This window comes from Streptomyces sp. NBC_00354, assembly GCF_036106915.1.
GTDB lineage: Bacteria > Actinomycetota > Actinomycetes > Streptomycetales > Streptomycetaceae > Streptomyces.
The window spans coordinates 6,048,069-6,069,494 of the sequence record NZ_CP107983.1; the positions used below are offsets into that span (position 1 = coordinate 6,048,069).

Below are 21,426 nucleotides of genomic sequence, written 5' to 3' on the forward strand. Positions count from 1 at the left end.
ACGGGTCGGCTCGGGTACCGGGTGTCGGTCCGAGGTGGCAGGCTTGTGCTCGTGACCGAGATTGACGCAAAGATCGATGCCCTTGTCCCCGCCTGGCTGTACCTCCCCGACATCGCGGAGATGCTCGACATCGAAGTGACCCGGGTCCGCCAGCTGGTCAAGGAAGGTCAGCTGATCGCCGTACGCCGCGGTGAGAACCGCGCGCTGCAGGTGCCCGCCGCCTTCATCGACGGCGACAAGACCGTCAAGGGCCTCCCGGGCCTGCTGACCGTGCTCCGCGACGACGGCTTCTCCGACGAGGAGATGCTGGAGTGGCTCTTCACCGCCGACCCGACCCTGCCCGGCACCCCCGTCCAGGCGCTGAGCGAGAATCGCGGCACGGAGGTGAAGCGCCGCGCTCAGGCGCTCGCCCTCTGACCCGAGCGACCCGAGCGGCCCGGTGATCCGAGCCGCCTGATCCATCCGCGGTGCACGGGCCCTGGACGGCCCGTGCACCGCTTCCACCCCGGGGGTACCCATGTCCGCGAACGCCCAGCTGTCCGATGCCCGGCTCTACCTGTGCACGGACGCCCGCAAGCGGCAGGGGGACCTCCCCGAGTTCCTCGACGCGGTCCTGGCCGGGGGAGTGGACATCGTCCAGCTCCGGGACAAGGGCATGGAGGCGGGCGAGGAGCTCGAGCACCTCCAGGTGTTCGCCGACGCCGCCCGCCGGCACGGCAGGCTCCTCGCGGTGAACGACCGCGCCGACGTCGCCCACGCCATCGGCTCCGACGTCCTGCACCTGGGCCAGGGCGACATCCCCGTGCCCGCCGCCCGCGCGATCCTCGGCGACGAGGTGCTCATCGGCCGGTCCTGCCACGCCGAGTCCGAGGTCGACGCCGCCGTCGCCGAGCCGGGCGTGGACTACTTCTGCACCGGCCCCTGCTGGCCCACCCCCACCAAGCCCGGCCGGTACGCCCCCGGCCTCGGGCTGGTCCGCTACGCGGCCTCGCTGGCGCAGGCCCGCCCCTGGTTCGCCATCGGCGGCATCGACGCAGGCAACCTCGACGAGGTCCTCGACGCCGGAGCCACCCGCGTCGTGGTCGTCCGCGCCCTCACCGAGGCCTCCGACCCGGGTGCGGCCGCCACCGACATGGCCAAGCGGGTCCGGGAGCGCGTCTCCGTGTAGCCGTCCGCGCGTAGGCGGTAGCCATACGTGTCGACATGCGCGTCCGTAGAGGTGTCCAAAAACGTGTCCAAAAGGCGGACACGGCTTCGGCGACCGCGAAGGCGCGTCTAACCTGCCCGTATGGCTCTTGGTACCGCTTCCACCCGTACGGACCGTGCACGCACGGTCCGTGACCTGCTGGCGTCCGGGAGCCCGTCGTACTCCTTCGAGTTCTGGGCCCCCAAGACGGAGAAGGGCGAGCGCAACCTCTGGAACGCGCTGCGCCGGATCGAGGCGGTGGGCCCGAGCTTCGTCTCCGTGACCTACGGGGCCGGCGGCTCCACCCGCGGCGGCACCGTCAAGGCCACCCAGCAGATCGCCGCCGACACCACCCTGACCCCCGTCGCGCACCTCACCGCGGTCGACCACTCCATCGCCGAGCTGCGCAATGTGATCGGCCAGTTCGCCGACGCCGGCATCCGCAACATGCTCGCCGTGCGCGGCGACCCGCCGGGCGACCCCATGGGCCCGTGGGTGGCGCACCCCGAGGGCGTGCACTATGCCGCCGACCTGGTCCGGCTGCTCAAGGAGTCCGGCGACTTCTGCGTGGGCGTCGCGGCCTTCCCCGAGATGCACCCGCGCTCGGCGGACTGGGACACGGACATCCGTCACTTCGTGGACAAGTGCCGCGCCGGCGCCGACTATGCGATCACCCAGATGTTCTTCGATCCGGAGAATTATCTGCGGCTGCGCGACAGCGCCGAGAAGGCCGGCTGCGAGACCCCGATCATCCCCGAGGTCATGCCTGTTGTGGGCATCAAGCAGCTCGACCGGTTGCCACAACTCAGCAACGCAGTCTTCCCCGCAGCCGTGAAAGAGCGCATGCTCGCCGTCAAGGACGATCCGGCCGCTGTACGCTCCATTGGGATCGAGTTCGCCACGGAGTTCTGCGCGCGGCTGCTGTCCGAGGGTGTACCGGGGCTGCACTTCATCACGCTGAACAATTCCACGGCGACTCTCGAGATCTACGAGAACCTGGGCCTGCACCAGCGGGCCTGATCGGCCGGCTCCCGTTTCCCGGGCGGGGCGGCCGTACCGAGAGGTGCCACGCATGGGAATGACGGTCCTCTACATCGCGTTCGGTTTCGTCGCGCTGTGGCTGCTTGCCGAGGTCCTGATGCAGTACAAGGCCCGGCTGCGCTGGCGCCTGCTCGCGTTCGCCGGGTTCCTCGGGGTGGTCGCCGGAGTCGTGCTGCCGTCGGTGCTCGTCATCGGCGTCGGCGCGGCCGCGTTCGCCCTGGGCCAGACCCTGGTGACGCTCTCCTTCCGCAAGGGCTTCGAGGCCGGCTGGGCGCTGCGCCGGGGCGGCGAGCCCGTACGGCAGAACCGGCGCCGCCGGGCGGGCGGTCCGCGCCCCGAGCCCGCGCTGCAGGTGACCGGGCTGGAGTACGGGTCCGACGGGACGGCCGTGGACGCCGACGGCGCCGACACGCCCGACGCGTCCGGCAAGGAGCGGCCGGAGCCGCAGTTCCAGGCCGCGACCGAGGAGTTCTACAGCCCGGAGCCGCTGCCCGAGGACACCGGGTCGTACGGGATACAGAGCTTCGCGCCCACCGCCGACGCGGGGCAGACGGCGGCGTTCGCCTCGCCGTTCTCCACGGCCGAGCAGGACGCCCACCAGTACGCGGCGTACTACGACGGGCAGGCCTACGAGCCGCAGACCCAGGGTGGCTACGACTACTCCGCGGGCTACCCGACCGGCGGCGAACAGCAGGTCTACGCCGCCTACTCGGACCCGTACATCGGCACCGGCGGGGCCGTCATCCCGCAACAGCCGTACGACTACACCCCGTACGCCGGCTACTCCGCCGACCCGTACGCGAGCGCGGGCGGGCAGCAGCAGTACTCCATGGACACCCCGCCGGGCGGGGTGTGGGTGCCGCAGCAGCGGTCCACCGACGGGGCCGCCCATCCCTACCCGGGGGACGAGCAGCAGCCGTACCCGCAGCAACAGCCGCAGGAGTACCCGTACCAGGGCTCCGGCGAGTACGAGCAGTACCGCTACTGAGGCCATGAGGCCATGAGGCCATGAGGCCATGAGGCCATGAGGCCATGAGGCCATGAGGCCATGAGGCCATGAGGCCATGAGGCCGAAGAGGCCGCGCAGGCCGTGAACCAGGGCGAACGCCCCCGGGGTCCGTTCCCCGGGGGCGTCCGTGTCACTGGGAGCCGCGGAACTCCGCGCCCTCCACGATGAGTCCGGCCACCAGGGCCCCCGTCATCCCGGCGTGCGCCAGCCCGCCGCCGGGGTGCGCCCAGCCGCCCGCGAGGAACAGCCCCGGCAGGGCAGTGGTGTTGGCGGGGTAGAGCATCCGGCCGCCGGCTCCGGCGAGGGCGGGCGGCGGCACCGCGCCGCCCTGTGCGCCGGTGGCCGCCTCGACGTCCGCGGGCGTACGCGTCTGCGTCCACAGCAGCCGCTCGCGCAGCCCGGGCACGGCCCGGGCGGCCAGGTCCAGCAGCCCCTCCACGCGCGGCGCAGAGACGCCCTCAGGGCCGCAGACGGCGCTCACGGTGACCGCCTCGTGGTCCGCGTCGGGCCGGACGGCCGGGTCGTCGGGGCGCAGCACCGTCAGCTGGGCGGTGGGGGAGTGGACCAGGGTGCGGTGGACGGTGTCCGCGGGGCGGGCGCCGCGCAGCGCGAGCAGCACGGTCAGCCGGCCGGCCACCCCCGGTCCGCGGGCGGGGGCGCCGCCGGCCGGCAGCGGGGTCCCCAGCTGCCGCGGGTCGACCCCGCAGACCACGAGGTCGGCGGCGGCCTCGGAGCCGTCGGCCAGCAGCAGTCCGGCCGCCCGGCCGTCCCGCTCCAGGACCTCCCGGACCGGCGCATCGAAGACGAAGGCGACCTTCCGCTCGCGGCAGCGCTCGTACACGGCGGTGGCCAGCTCCCGCATCCCGCCGCGCACGTACCAGCTGCCGAAGGTCTGCTCCATGTACGGGAGCACGGCCGCCGCGGCGGGCGCGGTGGCGGGGTCGATCCCGTACGCCCGCACCCGGGCGGCCAGCAGCTCGCCGAGCTCGCCGCCCAGCTCGCGCCCGGCCACCTCGGCGAGGGTCGGCGGGCGGCGGCGCAGCAGGCCGCTCTTGCGGAGCGCGGGGTACGGATCGCCGCCCAGCACCTGCCAGTCGGGGCGCAGCGGCTCCTCCAGCAGGGGGCGGCGGGTCGCGTTCCAGGCGTCCCGGGCGCGGCCCAGGACCCCGTTCCAGCGGTCCCCGGCGCCCGTGCCGAAGGCCTGGTCGAGGACGGCGGCGGCGCCGCCGCGCGAGCCGCCCGGGAGGGTGACCGCTGTCCCGTCGGCCAGGACGTGCCGGACGGCGGGGTCGACCTGGACGAGCTCGACGCAGTCCTCCAGGGGCCGCTTGCCGGTCTTGACGAACAGGTCGCGGTAGACGGCGGGCAGGTGCAGCAGCCCGGGCCCGGTGTCGAAGACGAAACCGTCGCGCTCGTACCGGCCGACGGAGCCGCCGTACGTGGACCCGCGTTCGTACACCGTCACCTGGTGCCCTGCCACGGCCAGCCGGGCCGCCGTAGCCATCGCGCCCATGCCGGCGCCGATCACCGCAATTCGTGCCATGCGGATGACCCTACCGAGCGGGATCGCGGGAGGTCAGCGGGGTGGCACCGCGGCCCGCGGGGCCGCCTCGCGCCCCTCGGCGGCGAGCCTTTTCTCCTCGCGGCGCTGGGCCCGGCGGCGCAGGAAGCGGCGGATCCGGCTCCACAGGAACACGAGTATGGCCAGACCTGCGGCCAGCAGGACGGCCGCGATGATCGCGGCGGCCTGGGGATTGAACATGGCGAAGGTGACGATGCCGGCCACGCCCAGGTCCTCGGCGGTGCTCAGCGCGATGTTGCTGAACGGCTCCGGCGAGGTGTTGACGGCCATGCGGGTGCCGGCCTTGACGAAATGGCTGGCCAGCGCGGTGGAACCGCCGATCGCGCCGGCGGCGATGTCGGACAGCGAGCCGCTCTGGCCGGCCAGCAGGGCCCCGACCACCGCACCGGCCACCGGGCGGATCACGGTGTGCACCATGTCCCAGAGCGAGTCCACGTACGGGATCTTGTCGGCGCCGGCCTCACAGAGGAACAGCACACCGGCGACGATGAGCACGTCGGTGCGCTGGAGGGACGCGGGGACCTCGTCGGTCAGTCCGGTCGCGCCGAAGATGCCGAGCAGGAGGACCACGGCGTAGGCGTTGATCCCACTGGCCCAGCCGCTGGTGAAGACCAGGGGGAGCACACTCACCGGGTCATCATGCCGCAGGATCGCGCCGCGGGAGGGGCGATCCGGGAGTCAGGCCGACGGGGCGGACCGGCGGGGCAGAGCGGTGAGGGGACGGTCGCCGTGCGGCGGCCGTCCCCTCACCCGTGTCTGCGGGGGGCCTACTGCCCCTGCTCGTCGCGGCGGCGCTGCCACCGCTCCTCGATGCGGGTCATCATCGACCGACGCTGTCGGTTGCGGCCGTGGGCCGAACCGTCTGCACTGCCGGAGACGGGCTGCTCGCCAGGCTTGGGTGCCTTGCGCCAACCGGTGACCACGAGGACCGTACAGCCGAGCATGACGAGGAATCCCACCACGCTGACCCAGAGTACGTTCGGAATGATCACACCGGTCATGAGGAGCGCGATACCCACCACAATGCCTGCGACTGCCTGGTAGACCCGTCGCCGGGTGTACGTACGCAGTCCGCTTCCCTCAAGCGCTGTCGCGAACTTGGGATCTTCGGCGTACAGCGCTCGCTCCATCTGCTCGAGCATTCGCTGCTCGTGCTCCGAGAGCGGCACGGGAGTCCTCCTCATCCGTCGGTCGCGGGGGGTAGCGACCAGGGGTCCCCTTCAGGATAGGCGGGGAATCGCCCCCGTGATACCCGCCCTCTACGCGAGGTTCCAAAACACTGCCCGGAGAAGGCACCGCCCGAAAAAGGCGCTGCCTGAGCGAAACCCTGCGCGAAACCGTACCGCCGGGTGGACGGTCACTGAGGCGCTTATTCCCCAACGGCCGGTCCACCATGCCGGTCACTGTCCACGATCATACGGGGCCGATCGCCGGATCGGAGGGTGTCCGGCGTACTCCGTGAGCGGAAGCTCCGCAGATCAGGCGCGCTTCTCGCCCAGAACGTGCAGTTGGGTCGCGACCGCGTGGAAGGCCGGCAGCTCGGCGGCCGCCTCCTCCAGGCGCAGCAGTGCCTCGGCCGCGCCCGGCTCGGTGTCCACGAGGACGCCCGGGACGAGGTCGGCGAAGACGCGGACTCCGTGGACCGGGCCGACCTCCAGGCCGGCCCCGCCGACCAGCTCGGTGAGCTGCTCGGCGGTGAAGCGGCGCGGTACCGGGTCGCCCGCGCCCCAGCGTCCGGCCGGGTCGGTGAGCGCCGTACGGGCCTCGGTGAAGTGGCCGGCGAGGGCGCGGGCCAGCACGGCCCCGCCGAGGCCGGCGCCCAGCAGGCTGAGCGTGCCGCCGGGGCGCAGGGCGGCGACCGCGTTGGCCACTCCCTCGGCCGGGTCGTCCACGTACTCGAGCACGCCGTGGCAGAGCACCACGTCGTACGCGTCGCGCTCGACGACGTCCAGCAGGCCCTGGGCATCGCCCTGCACGCCGCGCACCAGGTCGGCGACACCGGCCTCGGCGACGCGGCGCTCCAGCCCGAACAGCGCGTTCGGGCTGGGGTCCACCACGGTCACTCGGTGGCCCAGCCGGGCCACCGGCACGGCGAACTTGCCGGTGCCGCCGCCGGTGTCCAGCACGTCCAGCACGTCCCGCCCGGTCGCCTTCACCCGGCGGTCGAGCGCCTCCTTGAGGACCTCCCACACCACGGCGGTGCGAAGGGAGGCACGGGGGCGGGAAGTGTCCGACACGGCTGATGGCTCCTCGGCGCGACAGGGGTGAGAGATGCGAACCCCACCCTATTGCCTGGAGCATCCCCCACCGCTCACCCCGGCCTGACCCGAAAGGCAGGCCCTAGGTCGTGTCGTCAAAGTCCCGTCTGGCCGGCGGGGCCTGGCACGACACTCCCTAGCCCGCGTCCGGAGGCTCCGGACGCTCGGGACGAGGCTGCGGCAGCGTCGGGGCCACCGGCTGGAGGGCGAGCATCCGCTCCACCAGCCGCAGGAACATCGCCACGGCACGCACCAGATCGTCCGCGTCCCGGACCGACGCCGCATCCCGTATCCCCGCCTCGGCCCGCGCCCGGCGGTCGGCACCGGAGGCGAACAGTGCGCTCCACTCCGTCAGCTCCGGTGCTATCTCCGGCAGTACCTCCCACGCGCTGCGGATCCGGGGCCGGCGCCGCGCGCCGACCGGCTCCGGCCGCCCGCGCGCGGCGAGCACGGCCGCGGCGGTGCGCAGCGCGGCGAGGTGGGCGGTGGCGTACCGCTCGTTGGGCCGGGTCAGCCGGGCGGCCTCGGCCAGGCCGGTGCGGGCCTTGGCGAGCAGATCGAGCGCGGCCGGGGGAGCTGCCGACCTGCGCGGGACGGGGTGGACAGGGGACGGGGACGGTGTGGCCATGACGAACCTCCTGTCGTTGCGTACTGCTGTGTCTGTGTTTGTGCCTGCATCCATCGTGACGACCACCACTGACAATCGCCCTGACCTGCTGTTTTGCCCGCTCTGTCCGGTCAACTGCCCCCCTGTGCCCATGTGGTGCACGCAAAGGTGCTAGTTTTTGAACTGACCGGTCAGTTCAAAAGAAGGGGGACGGCGTGGACAGCCCGCACGGTGCGGCCGTGAAAGCCGAGAACTTCGGACTCAAGGGCCCGCGCGGCTGGGTGTTCCGGGGGGTGGCCCTCGACGTGGAGCCCGGCTCGCTCATTGCGGTGGAAGGCCCCTCCGGCAGCGGCCGGACCTGCCTGCTCCTCGCCCTCACCGGACGCATGAAGGCCACCGAGGGCCACGCCGGGATCGCCGGCCACCGACTGCCGAAGCACATGACCGCGGTCCGCCGGATCGCCGCCCTCGGCCCGGTCGTCGGGGTCAACGAGCTCGACCAGTCCCTCACCGTCGCCGAGCAGCTGCGCGAGGGCGCACTGCTCCAGCGCCGCTACGAGGGCCCCGTGCGCGCCCTGCTCCGCCCGCGCGGCGAGCGCCGCGCCGGCACACAGGCCCGGATCGACGCCGCGCTCGCCGCCGCCGGGCTGGACCTCGCCATGCTGCCCAAGGGCCCGCGCACCTCCGTACGGGACCTGGAGCGCCTGGAGGCGGTCCGGCTGTCCGTGGCCATCGCCCTGCTGGGCTCGCCGCGGCTGCTGGCCCTCGACGACCTGGACCTCAAGCTCTCGGACGCCGAACGCGCCGAGGCCTGGACCCTGCTCCGCTCGATCGCCGCCCGCGGGACCACCGTCCTCGCGGTGTGCAGCGACGCACCGGACGACGTGACGGTCCTGCGCACGGGAGCCGCGGAGGCCGAGGGCAAGGCCGATACCGACGCCGCAGCGTCCGGCACCGACGAGAACCCCGCAGACACCGGCAAAACCGACGACACCGACGACACCGACGACACCGACGACGACACGAAGGGAACGGACGATGCGCTCGCCGAAGCTCGCCGCGCTTGAGCTGAAGCGGTTCGGGCGGGGAAAGCTGCCCGTGGCCGCTCTCGTCGCGCTGCTCCTGCTGCCGCTGCTGTACGGCGCGCTGTACCTGTGCTCCTTCTGGGACCCGTACAAGAACCTGAACAAGGTGCCCGTCGCCCTGGTCAACTCCGACAAGGGCGCCACCGTCGACGGCAAGCACGTCGACGCCGGCGGCGAGATCGCCAGGAAGCTCCACGACAGCAAGACCTTCGACTGGCGCGAGGTCAGCGCCGAAGAGGCGGCCGAGGGAGTGGAGAAGGGGACGTACTACCTCTCCCTCACCATGCCCGCCGACTTCAGCATGAAGATCGCCTCCAGTGCGGGTGACGACCCCACCGCCGGCGCCCTGCAGGTCCGTACGAACGACGCGAACAACTACATCGTCGGGTCGATCTCGCGCACCGTCTTCTCCGAGGTCCGCTCCGCGGCGTCCACCAACGCCTCCCGCGGCTTCCTCGACAAGATCTTCGTCTCCTTCTCCGACCTCCACGACAAGACCGCCGAGGCCGCCGACGGAGCCGACCAGCTCAAGGACGGAGCCGGCAAGGCCCAGCAGGGGGCCAAGGACCTCGCCGACGGGCTCGACACGGCGAAGGAGAAGAACGGCGAGCTGACCGGCGGGCTGACGAAGCTCAACACGGCCGCGGGCAAGCTGGAGACCGGTGCGAAGGACGTCGCCGCCGGCACCCAGCAGGTCGCGGACAAGATCAACGGCACCGCCTCCCAGGTCCGCCCCTACCTGGACAACCCCAAGCAGCTCGCCGACACCGCGCTGCTCGTCGCGGACACCGCCCGGGTCGTCAACAACCACCTCGAAACCTTCAGCAAGAAGGCCCCCGCCGCAGCCAAGGTCAGCAAGCAGGCCGCCGCCCTGGCCGCCGACACGTACACCCGCACCTGCACGGGCGCTGCCGCCAAGCCCCTGCCGGCCACCTGCGCCGACCTGAAGAAGCTGAAGGACGCCACCGCCGAGGCCGCCCAGCTCACCGGCGACGTCGACACCCTGGTCAAGGACTCGGGCGGCGATCTGGCCGACCTGCGGGGGCAGCTCACCGACCTGGAGAAGCAGGCCCGCAAGCTCGCCGAGGGTGCGCCCTCCCTCTCCGGCAAGCTCGACCAGGCCGTCGCCGACGCCACCGCCCTCAACACCGGCGCCCACAAGGTCGCCACCGGCATGGCCCAGCTGCACACCGGACTGGGCAAGGCCGCCGACGGCTCCGAAGCCCTCGGCGACGGCGTCGGCAAGCTCGGCGACGGGGCCCACCGCCTCGACGGCGGCATGTACAAGCTCGTCGACGGCACCGGCGAACTCGCCGGCGGCCTGCACGACGGAGTCGGCAAGATCCCGGACTACGACCAGCAGCAGCGCGACGCCCGCACCCAGGTCATGGCCGACCCGGTGAAGCTCGCCAACCAGTCCCTGCACAAGGCGCCCAACTACGGCACCGGCTTCGCGCCGTACTTCATCCCGCTCTCCCTCTGGGTCGGCGCGATGGTCGCCTACATGCTCATCGCACCGCTGAACCGGCGCGCCCTGGCCGCAGGCGCCTCGCCCTGGCGGATCGCGTTCGCCGGCTGGCTGCCCGTGGTGGGCATCGGCGTCCTGCAGGTGCTCGCACTGATGTCCGTACTCCACTGGGCCCTCGGCCTGGAAATGGCACACCCCGCGTTGACCATCGGCTTCCTCGCGCTGGCCACCGGCTGCTTCGCGGCGATGGTCCAGTGGCTCAACGCGAAGTTCGGGGCGGCCGGGCGGATCCTGGTCCTCGTCGTGCTGATGCTCCAGCTGACCTCGGCGGGCGGCACGTACCCCGTTGAGACCAGTCCCGCCTTCTTCAACTGGATCCACCCGTACCTGCCGATGACGTACATCGTCGAGGGGCTGCGCCGCCTCATCTCCGGCGGCGACCTCACCCGGGTCTGGGTGGGCTGCGCGGTCCTGGTTGCCTTCACGGCGGGCTCCCTGCTCCTCACCTCGCTCGCCGCCCGCGGCAAGCAGGTGTGGACGATGGACCGCCTGCACCCGGAACTGAGCCTGTAGAGATCGGTTGACCTGTGAGAATCAGCGCCATGGACACCAGCAGCACCGGTACCGGCGGCGGCGGCCGCCGGCAGGCGACGCGCCAGAAGCTCTACGAAGCGGCCGTCACGCTCATCGCCGAACAGGGATTCTCCGCGACCACGGTCGACGAGATCGCCGAGCGGGCGGGGGTCGCGAAGGGCACCGTCTACTACAACTTCGCGAGCAAGAACGAACTCTTCGAGGAGCTGCTGCGCCACGGCGTCGGCCTGCTGACGGCCTCGCTGCGCACCGCGGCCGAGGAGACGGAGCAGCGGGGCGGCAGCCGGGTCGAGGCACTCGACGCGATGATCCGGGCCGGCCTCGTCTTCATCGACCGGTACCCGGCCTTCACCCAGCTGTACGTCGCCGAACTGTGGCGGACGAACCGGGCGTGGCAGTCCACGCTGATGGTGGTCCGGCAGGAGGCGGTGGCCGTCGTCGAGACGGTGCTGCGGGAGGGTGTGGAGCGGGGCGAGCTCAGCGCGGAGATCGACGTGCCGCTGACGGCTGCCGCGATGGTGGGCATGGTGCTGGTGGCTGCGCTGGACTGGCAGTCGTTCCAGAGCGAGCGGTCGCTGGACGACGTGCACTCGGCGCTGTCGCTGCTGCTGCGGGGCCGGGTCAGCGGGAACCGCTGAGAGGCTGCGTCATGACCCCCGATCGGCGGTGCCGTGGTGGGGCGGGACGGCGTAGAACTGGTGGCGCCACCGCCGCCTGAGTACGTGTACCTAGGTGCGGAAATGAGTACGCGGGCGGATGGGCCCCCACCTGCGCGGACGTCAGACTGGGGACAACGGACAGGGACCCGGTCCGGACCGCCGACACGGGGCGGCCGGTGCGGGCCGGGTACCTTCGCCGTGAGCGGGGGCGTAACGCAGCGCGGCGGGGCTCGGGGGGATCGAGCCTCGCCGCGCTGTCGCCGTTGCGGGGAGAAGCCGCCCGCAGGGCCTCCCCCTCCGCCTCAGCTTCGGCCGCGCAGGGGCAGGCGGGAGAGGAGGGCCGAGGCCCGGGTCAGTCCGGGTGTGGCACGGGCCTTCAACGACGACCAGTGGGCCGATGCCGCCCAGCGGAGGCGGACCGCCGAGCGGGGGAGCAGCAGCGCGCGCAGGCGCGACCCGCGGCTCACCGCGCCGAGGAGGGCCGCCCGGGCCAGCAGGACGTCCGCCGTCAGGCTCTCGTACGAGACCTCCGCGCCGGGCGGGGCGTACAGCGCCTGCTCCACCGCCCCCGCAACCCGGTGCACCGCATCCGCCGCGTCCTGCTCCAGCCGGCCCAGTACCACCACACGGCCCGCGGCCCGGCGCGGCGACAGGGCCTCGTCGGGCGCGATGCCCACGTCCCACGCCGCGTCGCCGAGCTCCTCCCAGGCCGCCAGAACAGCCCCGCCCGACAGGCGGCGTGCACGGACCCGCCTGCGCCACAGCAGGGGGAGCAGGGGGAGGGCCAGCACGGCCAGCAGGGACAGGGTCCACGTCAGGACCGTGGTCAGCGACGGGCCGCTGCCGCCCGAACCCGCGTTCTGCTGCGCCGCCGCAGCCCCGCACTCGCCCAGCTTCTTCAGCTCCGGCGGGCAGTCCTCGGCCTTGGACGGCGCCGCCGACGGCTGCGTCGCGCCCTGCGAGGGCAGCGCCGTCGGCGCGGACGGCTGGGCCGCCGGGGTGTCGGCCCGGGAGTAGTCCGGGATCGTGATGCCCTGCCGCGGCGTCGGCTCGAACCGGGTCCAGCCCACGCCCTCGAAGTACAGCTCGGGCCAGGCGTGCGCGTCCCGCATCGACACGTTCACGCTGCCGTCCGACTGCTTCTCGCCGGGCGTGAACCCCACCGCGACCCGCGCCGGGATCCCGAGCGAGCGCGACATCGCCGCCATCGAGAACGCGAAGTGGATGCAGAACCCCTCCTTGTCCGAGAGGAACCGGGCGATGGCCTGCGGCCCCGTACCGGAGGCCACCTTCGTGTCGTAGCGGAATCCACCGTTCACGGCGAAGTAGTCCTGCAGCTTCACCGCCCGCGTGTAGTCGTCCTTCGAACCCTTCGTGACCTGGCGGGCCGTATCGGCGACCACGGCAGGCAGATTGTCCGGAAGCTTCGTGTACTCGGCCTTGACCGCCGGATTCGCCTCCGGCGCCGCCTGCAGCTCCACCGCCGTCGGCCGCAGCAGCAGACTGCGCACCGTGTACATGGCGCCCTGCACGTTCTGGAACTTGTCCTTGCCCAGCTGGTCCCCGACCAGGGTCCGGCCGGCCGGCTCGAACCGCCACTTGCCGGGGATGTCCACGCCCGTCGCCGGGTACGGCATCGGCAGGTAGCGCTGCGCGTACGTGTCCGCCGCCGAGATGCTCGTCCGTACCTCGGTCCCGGTCGCCCGGACCTGCTCGCTCAGCCCCGGCGGGGCCGGCAGCCGCTCCGGCACGTCGGTCAGGGCGCGCCCGGAGGCCTCCCACTTGACGCCGTTGAACTCGTCCAGCGCCAGGATCCGCAGGTACTGCTCGCCGAGCTGCGGGCTGTCCGTGCGGTACTTCAGCACGACCCGGTTGTCCTGCGCGTTCAGGCTGCCCTGCAGGGAGACCAGCGGGTTGACCGCCGAGATCGTCCCGCCGACGCCCGTGCCGCCGCCTTCGGCCTCGCCCTGGGCGCCCAGCAGTCCGCCGCCGAGCGCCGGCAGCGCCGCCGGCACCGCCAGCGCGATCCCCAGCGCCACCGCGCCGATCCGCCGCCCGGTGCGTACGGGGGCCAGCGCCTGGCCCGTGCCCGCGCCGCCGCCCCCGTACCCCGAGGCCGCCGACACCCGCCCGCTCGGGGCCGCGCCGAAGACCCGGCCCCACTGGGCGAGCCGGTCGCGGCCCTCGGCCAGCAGCAGCAACAGGTAGCCGCAGCCGGCCAGCAGGAAGGAGACCGCGGAGGCCCCGGCGCCGCCGGAGAGACCCGCGGCGACCGAGTACAGCGCGAGCAGCGGCAGCCCGGCCGCGGCAGCGGTCCGCAAGGTCACCGCCAGCAGGTCCACCAGCAGCCCGATCAGCAGCACCCCGGCCAGCAGGAGCAGCCGGATGCCGTCCGTCAGCGGTGCCGGGATCGCGAACTCGCCGACGTCCTGCACGCCCCGCCGGAACAGGGCGCCGAAGTCCGTCACCAGGTAGGCCATCGGCCCGGTCCCGGTGGATTCGCCCTTGCCCGCGAACAGGAACATGAGCACCAGCAGCGACACCAGGACCTGCGAGGCCACGGTCAGCGTGCGCCCCAGCGGCACCCGCCGGGCCCCGGCCCCCACCCCGCTCTGCACGGCCAGCAGCAGCGCAGCCTGCAGCAGCCAGCCCGCCGAGTCCACCAGCGAGGCCAGCGACCACGAGGTGAGCAGGGTCGCCAGCATCGCGAAGAGCGTCACGCGCGCTCGCCCGCTCATCCCCAACCTCCGGAAGTACCCGTGCCGAGCGGAGCGTTCCCGGCCTGCCGCCACAGCTCCCCGAACGCCACCCCGGGCGGTGCGGCCAGCGCCGTCCAGCCCGCGTCGCGCAGCCTGCGCACCCGCGCCTCCACGCGCGAGGGCCGCCCGGACCAGAGCGCGGAGTCCAGTACGAAGGCCACCGCCCCGCCGCAGCGCACGCGCATCCTGGCCGCCAGTTCCACCTGTACGTCGTCCAGGTCCCCGAAGAAGGCGATGAGGAGCCCGTCACCGCCGGCTCCGCCGAAGCCACCGCCGCCACCGCCGCTGCGCACCGCGTCGTACGCGCGCGAGAGGCCGGCGCCGTCGGAGTGCCCGACGACCGCGAGGGTGTCCATCATCAGCCCGACGGCCTCCGCGGACTCCTGGCCGCCGGAGGACGCCCCGTATTTGTCAAAGCTGCCGCCGTCGCCGGGCACGGAGGTCCCGGTGTCCGTCAGCAGCCGTACCGAGAACCCCTGCTCGAGCAGGTGCACCAGGGACGAGGCCGCCCCGGACACCGCCCACTCGAACGCGGAGTCCGGTCCGGCGCCCTCGAAGGCGACGCCGCGGGTGTCCAGCAGGACCGTGGCCCTGCTGCGCTGCGGCTGCTCCTCGCGGCGCACCATCAGCTCGCCGTAGCGGGCGGTGGAGCGCCAGTGCACCCGGCGCAGGTCGTCGCCGCGCCGGTAGCTGCGCGGGATCACGTCGTCGTCGCCGGCCAGGGCCAGGGAGCGGCGGCTGCCGTCGCCGTAGCCGGAGGTCTCGCCGGTCAGCCGGACCGGGGGCAGCACCTCGGTGCGGGGGATGACGGTGAGCGTGTCGTACGTGCTGAACGAGCGGGTCAGCTCGACCAGCCCGAACGGGTCGGTCAGCCGCAGCTGGAGCGGGCCCAGCGGATAGCGGCCGCGCAGGTCGGAGCGGACCCGGTAGGACACCTCGCGGCGCCCGCCGGGCTCGACCCGGTCCAGGACGAAGCGGGGCCGGGGCCCGAGTACGTACGGCACCCGGTCCTGGAGCATGAGCAGCCCGGTGGGCAGCCGGGAGACGTTCTCCATGCGCAGCTGGACCCGGGCCTCGGAACCCGCGGGCACCCGCATCGGGGTCAGCCGGCGGCTGCCGGAGACCCGGTGGCGGGTGCGGTGCAGGGCGAGGACGCAGACCAGCGGCAGCACGGCGAGCAGCAGCCCGACCCGGAGCAGTTCGCCCTGGCCGAGTACGTACGCGCACAGGGCGGCGGCGACCCCGGCGGCCAGGAAGGACCGGCCGCGGGTGGTCAGCCCCGCCAGCGAGGCGCGCAGCCCGCCGGTGCCCCGGCCCTCGCCGCCGGCGCCGCGCGGGGCACCGGCGCTCATCAGAAGCTCCGGATGCCCGCGCCGGGCGGCATCTCGCCGCGGACGTGCGCGGCGGGGACGGGGGTGCGCTGGAGGATGTCGTGGACGACCTGCTCGGCGGTGCGCCGGTTGAGCTGGGCCTGCGCGGTGGGCAGCAGCCGGTGCGCGAGGACGGGGGCGGCCAGCGCCTGCACGTCGTCGGGCAGCACGTACTCCCGGCCGGACAGGGCGGCCGAGGCCTTCACGGCGCGCAGCAGGTGGAGCGTGGCACGGGGCGAGGCGCCCAGGCGCAGGTCCGGGTGGCTGCGCGTGGCGGAGACCAGGTCGACGACGTAGCGCCGGACGGGCTCGGCGACGTACACCTCGCGCACGGCCTCTATCAGCTTGACGATGTCGTGGGCGTGCGCGACGGACTGGAGGTCGTCGAGCGGGGAGACCCCGCCGTGCACGTCGAGCATCTGGAGCTCGGCCTCGGCGCTCGGGTAGCCGACGGAGACGCGGGCCATGAAGCGGTCGCGCTGGGCCTCGGGGAGGGGGTAGGTGCCCTCCATCTCCACCGGGTTCTGGGTGGCGACCACCATGAACGGGCTCGGCAGCGTGTACGTCGTGCCGTCGATGGTGACCTGGCGCTCCTCCATCGACTCCAGCAGCGCGGACTGGGTCTTCGGCGAGGCGCGGTTGATCTCGTCGCCGATGACGATCTGCGCGAAGATCGCGCCCGGCTTGAACTCGAACTCGCGGCGCTGCTGGTCGTAGATGCTCACACCGGTGATGTCGGACGGCAGCAGGTCCGGCGTGAACTGGATGCGCTGCACCGAGCAGTCGATGGACTTCGCGAGCGTCTTGGCGAGCATGGTCTTGCCCACGCCCGGGACGTCCTCGATCAGCAGGTGCCCCTCGGCGAGCAGCACGGTCAGCGCGATGCGTACGACCTCGGGCTTGCCCTCGATCACGCTCTCGACCGAGCGGCGCACCCGCTCCGCGGTGCTCGTCAGATCCGCGAGGCTCGCTCGGTCGTCATACGTCGTCACCTGGTTCTCCTCGGCCCTTTCTGCAGGGCCGACGCTTTCGGCGCACTCCGGCCCACCCCTACACGGACGCCGGCCCGGACGGTTTTCCGGGTGGCGTCTTCCCGCATTCTTGACGGCGTTGTGGCCTTGTGTCACTCACGAGGCGGGATCGATCTCCCTCAGGAGTCCGGTGTGCACGTCGAAGACGAAGCCTCGCACATCGTCGCGGTGCGGCAGGAAGGGGTTCGTCCGGACCCGCTGCATGGACTGGCGGACGTCCTGGTCCACGTCCCGGAAGGCCTCGACGGCCCAGGCGGGGCGCTGGCCGACCTCGTCCTCGAGTTCGTGGCGGAAGTCCTCGGTCAGGCTTTCGAGACCGCAGCCGGTGTGGTGGATGAGTATGACCGTGCGGGTGCCGAGGGCGCGCTGGCTGATGGTGAGCGAGCGGATGGTGTCGTCGGTGACCACGCCGCCCGCGTTGCGGATCGTGTGGCAGTCGCCGAGCTCGAGGCCGAGGGCGGCGTGCAGGTCGAGGCGGGCGTCCATACAGGCCACGACGGCCACCTGCAGGACGGGGCGGGCGTCCATACCGGGGTCCGCGAATTCCGCGGCGTACTGCCGGTTCGCCGCCACCAGCCGGTCCGTGACGGAGCCGCCGCTGGATGCCTGTGGGGTGGACTCTGCGGGCAGGGATGCGGAAGTCGTCATGCATACGACGGTAGTGGTCACCGCGGGTAAAGGCATGGAGTGAGGGTGGACAAAGAAGGTCAACCGGCCTTGTTGTGAGCTAACCCACAGGAGTGAGGCGAGGGCGGCCATTCGGGTGATTCGCGGCTTTTGCGGGTTCCGTGCGAGAGGGGCGCACGGCGCGCGGGGCGGTTCGTTGACCGCGGCGACCGTTGCACTAAAGTGACGCGAACCGGCCGGAGCCCGGCCCAGACCGGCCGCCCGGCCCTTACGACCTGGAGAGCAATAGCGCCCGGACGCCGGGCGCCATTGCTCTCCAGGTCGTTAGTAACACTCCGCGTGCGCGGCGCGGCGTATGCCTGCCGCGCCGTTATCTGAGAGGGCGCTTTGACTAGCGAGTCCCGACATGTCCCGGTGATGCTCCAGCGGTGCCTGGACCTGTTGGCCCCGGCGCTGGAGAGGCCCGGGGCCGTCGTCGTCGACTGCACCCTCGGCCTCGGCGGCCACAGCGAGGCCCTGCTGACCCGGTTCCCCGAGGCGCACCTGATCGGCCTCGACCGCGACAAGGAGGCCCTGCGGCTCTCCGGCGAGCGGCTCGCCCCCTTCGGCGACCGGGCCACCCTCGTCCACGCGATCTACGCCGACCTCGCGGAGGTGCTCGACGGCCTGGGCATCCCGGCCGTCCAGGGCATCCTCTTCGACCTGGGCGTCTCCTCCATGCAGCTGGACGAGGCCGACCGCGGGTTCGCGTACGCGCAGGACGCGCCGCTGGACATGCGGATGGACCAGACGACCGGCATCAGCGCGGCGGAGGTCCTCAACACGTACGCGCCCGGCGAGCTGGTGCGGATCCTGCGCCAGTACGGCGAGGAGAAGCAGGCCAAGCGGATCGTGTCGGCGATCGTGCGCGAGCGCGAGAAGGAGCCCTTCAGCAACAGCGCGCGGCTGGTCGAGCTGATCCGGGACGCGCTGCCGCAGGCGGCGAAGCGGACGGGCGGCAACCCGGCCAAGCGGACCTTCCAGGCGCTGCGGATCGAGGTCAACGGCGAGCTGTCGGGTCTGGAGCGGGCGATCCCGGCCGCGGTGGACCGGATCGCGGTGGGCGGCCGGATCGCGGTGCTGTCGTACCACTCGCTGGAGGACCGGCTCGTCAAGCAGGTCTTCGCGGCGGGCGCGACCTCGACGGCCCCGCCCGGGCTGCCGGTGGTCCCGGAGAAGTACCAGCCCAAGCTGAAGCTGCTCACCCGTGGCGCGGAGCTGCCCACGGAGGAGGAGATCGCCGAGAACCGGCGGGCCGCTCCGGCCCGCTTCCGCGGAGTCGAGCGCATCCGGGAGGCGCGGCTGTGAGCAAAGCCGGGGGACTGGGGCGGCTGCGCGGCGGCTCTCCGGGGCAGGCGGCGCGGACGCCGTTCGTCCTGCTGGTGGTGGCGCTGCTCGCAGGCGGGCTGATCAGCCTGCTGCTCTTGAACTCGGCGCTCAACCAGGGCTCCTTCCAGCTGAGCAAGCTGAAGAAGGAGACGACCGCGCTCACCGACGAGGAACAGGCGCTGCAGCGGGACGTGGACGGGTACTCGGCGCCCGACGCGTTGCAGCGGCGGGCGCACGAGCTGGGCCTGGTCCCGGGGGGCAGCCCGGTCTTCATCGGCCCGGACGGCAAGGTCACGGGGACGGCGGCAGTGGCGGAGCCCCCGCCCCCGGCCCAGTCCGCCGCCCCGGGTTCCGCCCCCGGCTCGTCCCAGCCGGGCGCCCCGGGCTCCGGCCCGGGTGGTGCCCCCGGCCCGGCTCCGGGCGGTGCCCCGGCCGGCGCCGCAGGCTCTGCCCAGGGCGGCACCCAGGGCTCCGCCCAGACGGGCGGCCCGGCAGGTGCCCCGGCCGGCGCCCCTGGCTCCGCCCCGGCCGGCGGCCCGGCGGGTGCGCCGCAGAGCGGCCAGTCCGTGCCGGGCGGAGCCCCTCAGTCCAACCCGACCCCCGGAAGGTGACGTCGTGACGCGGACCCTCCCTCAGCTCCCGCCGGGGGTACCTCCGGCGGGACCTCCCCCCTGCACCGGATTGCCGGCCCCCGCCAGGCCCGGCCGGCCCCCGCGGGGCCGTTCGGGTCCGGCGGCGGTACTGCCCCGCGGGGTGGTGGCGTGAGGGGGCAGGACGGGCGGCGGCGGGTGCCCGGGCCCGGGCGGGCGCGGCCCGGGGGCGGCGAGCGGGCGCGGGCCAATTCGCGCCCCGCGACCCGGCGGCCCGCCCCCACGAGGCAATCGCACACCATCCGCCTCGGCAGCCCCAAGCCCCGCCTGCGCCTCGTCAGCGTCGGGCTGACCCTCGTCATGCTCGCCTTCGTCGTGCGGCTGCTCCAGGTGCAGGCCGTCGATGCCTCCGCGTACTCCGCCAAGGCCTCCGAGAACCGCTTCGCGAGCTACACCCTGGCCGCCGAGCGCGGCGAGATCACCGACCGCAAGGGCGTCGCGCTCGCGACCAGCGTCGACGCGTACGACATCACCGCCGACCCGAAGATGTTCACCCCGCAGGACAGCAAGGCCCCGGACGCCCCCGAGCAGGCCGCCGCCCTCCTCGCGCCGATCCTCGGAAAGGACGCCAAGGAGCTCGCCGCCCGCCTGAAGACCAAGAACACCCGCTACGTCGTCCTGGCCCGCCGCCAGACCCCCCAGGTCTGGAACCAGATCAAGGACCTCAAGCGGGTCTTCGCCGACAAGGCCGCCGCCGACAAGAAGAGCAACGGCCCCGGCGCGAACGTCCTCGCCGGTGTGTTCAACGAGGACAGCAGCAAGCGCGTGTACCCGGGCGGGGACCTGGCCGCCGGGATACTGGGCTACGTCAACGCCGAGGGCAAGGGCGCCGGCGGCCTCGAGTCCTCCCTCGACAAGAAGCTGGCCGGCAAGGACGGCGCCATCACGTACGCCCAGTCCGGCGGCCGGCGCGTGCCCACGGCCGGGTCCAGCGAGAAGCCCGCCGTGCCCGGCGAGGACATCGAGCTGACCATCGACCGCGACATCCAGTGGGCGGCGCAGAGCGCCATCACCGAGCAGGTCGCCAAGTCCGAGGCCGATCGCGGCTACGTCATCGTCCAGGACACCCGCACCGGAGAGGTGCTGGCCATGGCCAACGCCCCCGGCTTCGACCCCAACGACCTGTCGAAGGCCAGCTCCGCCGCCATGGGCAACGCGGCCCTCCAGGACGTGTACGAGCCCGGCTCCACCGCCAAGGTGATGTCGATGGCCGCCGTGCTGGAGGAGAAGAAGGCCACCCCCGAGACCCACGTCGAGGTGCCCAACCGGCTGCACCGCGGCGACCGGCTGTTCAAGGACGACATCGACCACCCGACCTGGTACCTGACCCTCAACGGGGTCCTCGCCAAATCCTCCAACATCGGCACCATCCTGGCCACCGGCCAGCTCGGCGCCACCCAGCCCGAGTCCAACCGGGTCCTCTACTCCTACCTGAACAGGTTCGGCATCGGGCAGCCCACCGGCCTGAACTATCCGGGCGAGTCCCGCGGCATCCTCGCCCGGCCCGAGGCCTGGTCCACCTCCCAGCAGTACACGATCCCTTTCGGCCAGGGCCTCTCCCTCAACGCCATGCAGGCGGCCTCCGTGTACTCGACGATCGCCAACGGCGGAGTCCGGATCGTGCCCACCCTGGTCCGCGGCACCAAGGGCCCCGACGGCCGCTTCACGCCGGCCCCGGCCCCCGAGCAGACCCGCGTGATCAGCCCGGAGACCGCCAAGACGCTGTCCGAGATGCTGGAGTCGGTCGTCGACGACCAGGAGGGAACCGGCACCAAGGCCCGCATCCCCGGCTACCGGGTCGGCGGCAAGACCGGCACGTCCAACCGGGTGGATCCGGACACAGGCCGCTACAAGGGATACACCGCCTCCTTCGCCGGCTTCGCGCCGGCCGACAGCCCGCGGATCACCGTCTACTGCGCCATCCAGAACCCCACCAAGGGCAGCTACTTCGGCGGTCAGATCTGCGGCCCGATCTACAAGAAGGTCATGGAGTTCGCCCTCAAGACCCTCCAGGTCGCCCCGACCGGAGGCGCCCCCGCCGGGCTCCCGGTCACCTTCGAAGCCGGCCCCCAGCCCGCCGCACAGCCCGCCCCCCAGCCCACCCCGCAGCCCGGCCAGTGACCCGGGCCGCC

19 protein-coding genes are annotated in these 21,426 nt (G+C 72.9%); 10 read left to right on the top strand and 9 right to left on the bottom strand.

Annotated elements, in window-relative coordinates:
• The first annotated feature begins 51 nt into the window (after positions 1-51).
• The 4 genes from OHT74_RS27730 (at position 52) to OHT74_RS27745 (ending at position 3,215) form a co-directional block, all read left to right on the top strand.
• Positions 52-417 (top strand): Rv2175c family DNA-binding protein, encoded by a 366-nt coding sequence (locus tag OHT74_RS27730; protein ID WP_266667823.1) that lies wholly within the window; start codon positions 52-54, stop codon positions 415-417.
• A gap of 100 nt (positions 418-517) precedes the next feature.
• The gene (gene thiE, locus OHT74_RS27735; protein ID WP_328621719.1) at positions 518-1,168 is read left to right on the top strand and encodes a thiamine phosphate synthase; all 651 of its coding nucleotides are present in this window, start codon (positions 518-520) and stop codon (positions 1,166-1,168) included.
• Between the two features lie 120 nt (positions 1,169-1,288).
• Positions 1,289-2,206 carry a methylenetetrahydrofolate reductase [NAD(P)H] gene (metF, locus tag OHT74_RS27740; protein ID WP_266667827.1) on the top strand — a complete coding sequence of 306 codons (918 nt, stop codon included), beginning with the start codon at positions 1,289-1,291 and terminating at the stop codon, positions 2,204-2,206.
• Between the two features lie 52 nt (positions 2,207-2,258).
• A complete protein-coding gene (locus tag OHT74_RS27745; protein WP_266667829.1) occupies positions 2,259-3,215 on the top strand; it encodes a hypothetical protein in 957 nt (318 codons plus the stop codon).
• A gap of 151 nt (positions 3,216-3,366) precedes the next feature.
• Here OHT74_RS27745 and OHT74_RS27750 read toward each other — a convergent pair whose 3' ends face one another.
• From OHT74_RS27750 to OHT74_RS27770, 5 genes are all read right to left on the bottom strand, one after another.
• Positions 3,367-4,779 carry a phytoene desaturase family protein gene (locus OHT74_RS27750; protein WP_328621720.1) on the bottom strand — a complete coding sequence of 471 codons (1,413 nt, stop codon included), beginning with the start codon at positions 4,777-4,779 and terminating at the stop codon, positions 3,367-3,369.
• Between the two features lie 33 nt (positions 4,780-4,812).
• Entirely contained in the window at positions 4,813-5,448 is a 636-nt protein-coding gene (locus OHT74_RS27755) for a DUF4126 domain-containing protein (RefSeq protein WP_266667833.1), read from the bottom strand.
• A gap of 137 nt (positions 5,449-5,585) precedes the next feature.
• Complete coding sequence (locus OHT74_RS27760) at positions 5,586-5,987, bottom strand: DUF3040 domain-containing protein (RefSeq protein WP_266667835.1); 402 nt, start codon at positions 5,985-5,987, stop codon at positions 5,586-5,588.
• A gap of 309 nt (positions 5,988-6,296) precedes the next feature.
• Positions 6,297-7,055 carry a class I SAM-dependent methyltransferase gene (locus tag OHT74_RS27765; RefSeq protein ID WP_266667837.1) on the bottom strand — a complete coding sequence of 253 codons (759 nt, stop codon included), beginning with the start codon at positions 7,053-7,055 and terminating at the stop codon, positions 6,297-6,299.
• 157 nt (positions 7,056-7,212) lie between these two features.
• Positions 7,213-7,704, bottom strand: a complete 492-nt coding sequence (locus OHT74_RS27770; RefSeq protein ID WP_328621721.1) for an SAV_6107 family HEPN domain-containing protein — start codon at positions 7,702-7,704, stop codon at positions 7,213-7,215.
• Between the two features lie 194 nt (positions 7,705-7,898).
• Between OHT74_RS27770 and OHT74_RS27775 the strand changes: the two genes are divergently transcribed.
• The 3 genes from OHT74_RS27775 to OHT74_RS27785 are packed head-to-tail and all read left to right on the top strand — an operon-like array spanning position 7,899 to position 11,468.
• Positions 7,899-8,750 carry an ATP-binding cassette domain-containing protein gene (locus OHT74_RS27775; RefSeq protein WP_328621722.1) on the top strand — a complete coding sequence of 284 codons (852 nt, stop codon included), beginning with the start codon at positions 7,899-7,901 and terminating at the stop codon, positions 8,748-8,750.
• Positions 8,722-10,809 (top strand): YhgE/Pip domain-containing protein, encoded by a 2,088-nt coding sequence (locus tag OHT74_RS27780; RefSeq protein WP_328621723.1) that lies wholly within the window; start codon positions 8,722-8,724, stop codon positions 10,807-10,809. The genes OHT74_RS27775 and OHT74_RS27780 overlap by 29 nt, the downstream gene beginning before the upstream one ends.
• Positions 10,810-10,838: 29 nt before the next feature.
• Positions 10,839-11,468, top strand: a complete 630-nt coding sequence (locus OHT74_RS27785) for a TetR/AcrR family transcriptional regulator (RefSeq protein ID WP_053785194.1) — start codon at positions 10,839-10,841, stop codon at positions 11,466-11,468.
• Positions 11,469-11,791: 323 nt separating this feature from the next.
• Here OHT74_RS27785 and OHT74_RS27790 read toward each other — a convergent pair whose 3' ends face one another.
• From OHT74_RS27790 to OHT74_RS27805, 4 genes are all read right to left on the bottom strand, one after another.
• Positions 11,792-14,227 (bottom strand): transglutaminase family protein, encoded by a 2,436-nt coding sequence (locus OHT74_RS27790; protein WP_328621724.1) that lies wholly within the window; start codon positions 14,225-14,227, stop codon positions 11,792-11,794.
• Positions 14,224-15,600: a DUF58 domain-containing protein gene (locus tag OHT74_RS27795; protein ID WP_328621725.1), complete on the bottom strand. Its 1,377-nt coding sequence runs from the start codon at positions 15,598-15,600 to the stop codon at positions 14,224-14,226. Before OHT74_RS27795 ends, OHT74_RS27790 begins: the two co-directional genes overlap by 4 nt.
• Positions 15,600-16,610: an AAA family ATPase gene (locus OHT74_RS27800; protein ID WP_266667849.1), complete on the bottom strand. Its 1,011-nt coding sequence runs from the start codon at positions 16,608-16,610 to the stop codon at positions 15,600-15,602. The genes OHT74_RS27795 and OHT74_RS27800 overlap by 1 nt, the downstream gene beginning before the upstream one ends.
• A gap of 135 nt (positions 16,611-16,745) precedes the next feature.
• Positions 16,746-17,297 carry a beta-class carbonic anhydrase gene (locus tag OHT74_RS27805; RefSeq protein WP_266667851.1) on the bottom strand — a complete coding sequence of 184 codons (552 nt, stop codon included), beginning with the start codon at positions 17,295-17,297 and terminating at the stop codon, positions 16,746-16,748.
• A gap of 396 nt (positions 17,298-17,693) precedes the next feature.
• On the opposite strand from OHT74_RS27805, the gene rsmH reads away from it, so the two are divergent.
• From rsmH to OHT74_RS27820, 3 genes are all read left to right on the top strand, one after another.
• Positions 17,694-18,623, top strand: coding sequence for a 16S rRNA (cytosine(1402)-N(4))-methyltransferase RsmH (gene rsmH, locus OHT74_RS27810; protein ID WP_399244143.1), 930 nt, complete (start codon positions 17,694-17,696; stop codon positions 18,621-18,623).
• Positions 18,620-19,255 (top strand): hypothetical protein, encoded by a 636-nt coding sequence (locus tag OHT74_RS27815; RefSeq protein ID WP_328621726.1) that lies wholly within the window; start codon positions 18,620-18,622, stop codon positions 19,253-19,255. Before rsmH ends, OHT74_RS27815 begins: the two co-directional genes overlap by 4 nt.
• Before the next feature lie 150 nt (positions 19,256-19,405).
• A complete protein-coding gene (locus OHT74_RS27820) occupies positions 19,406-21,415 on the top strand; it encodes a peptidoglycan D,D-transpeptidase FtsI family protein (protein ID WP_328621727.1) in 2,010 nt (669 codons plus the stop codon).
• The last annotated feature ends 11 nt before the right edge of the window (positions 21,416-21,426 follow it).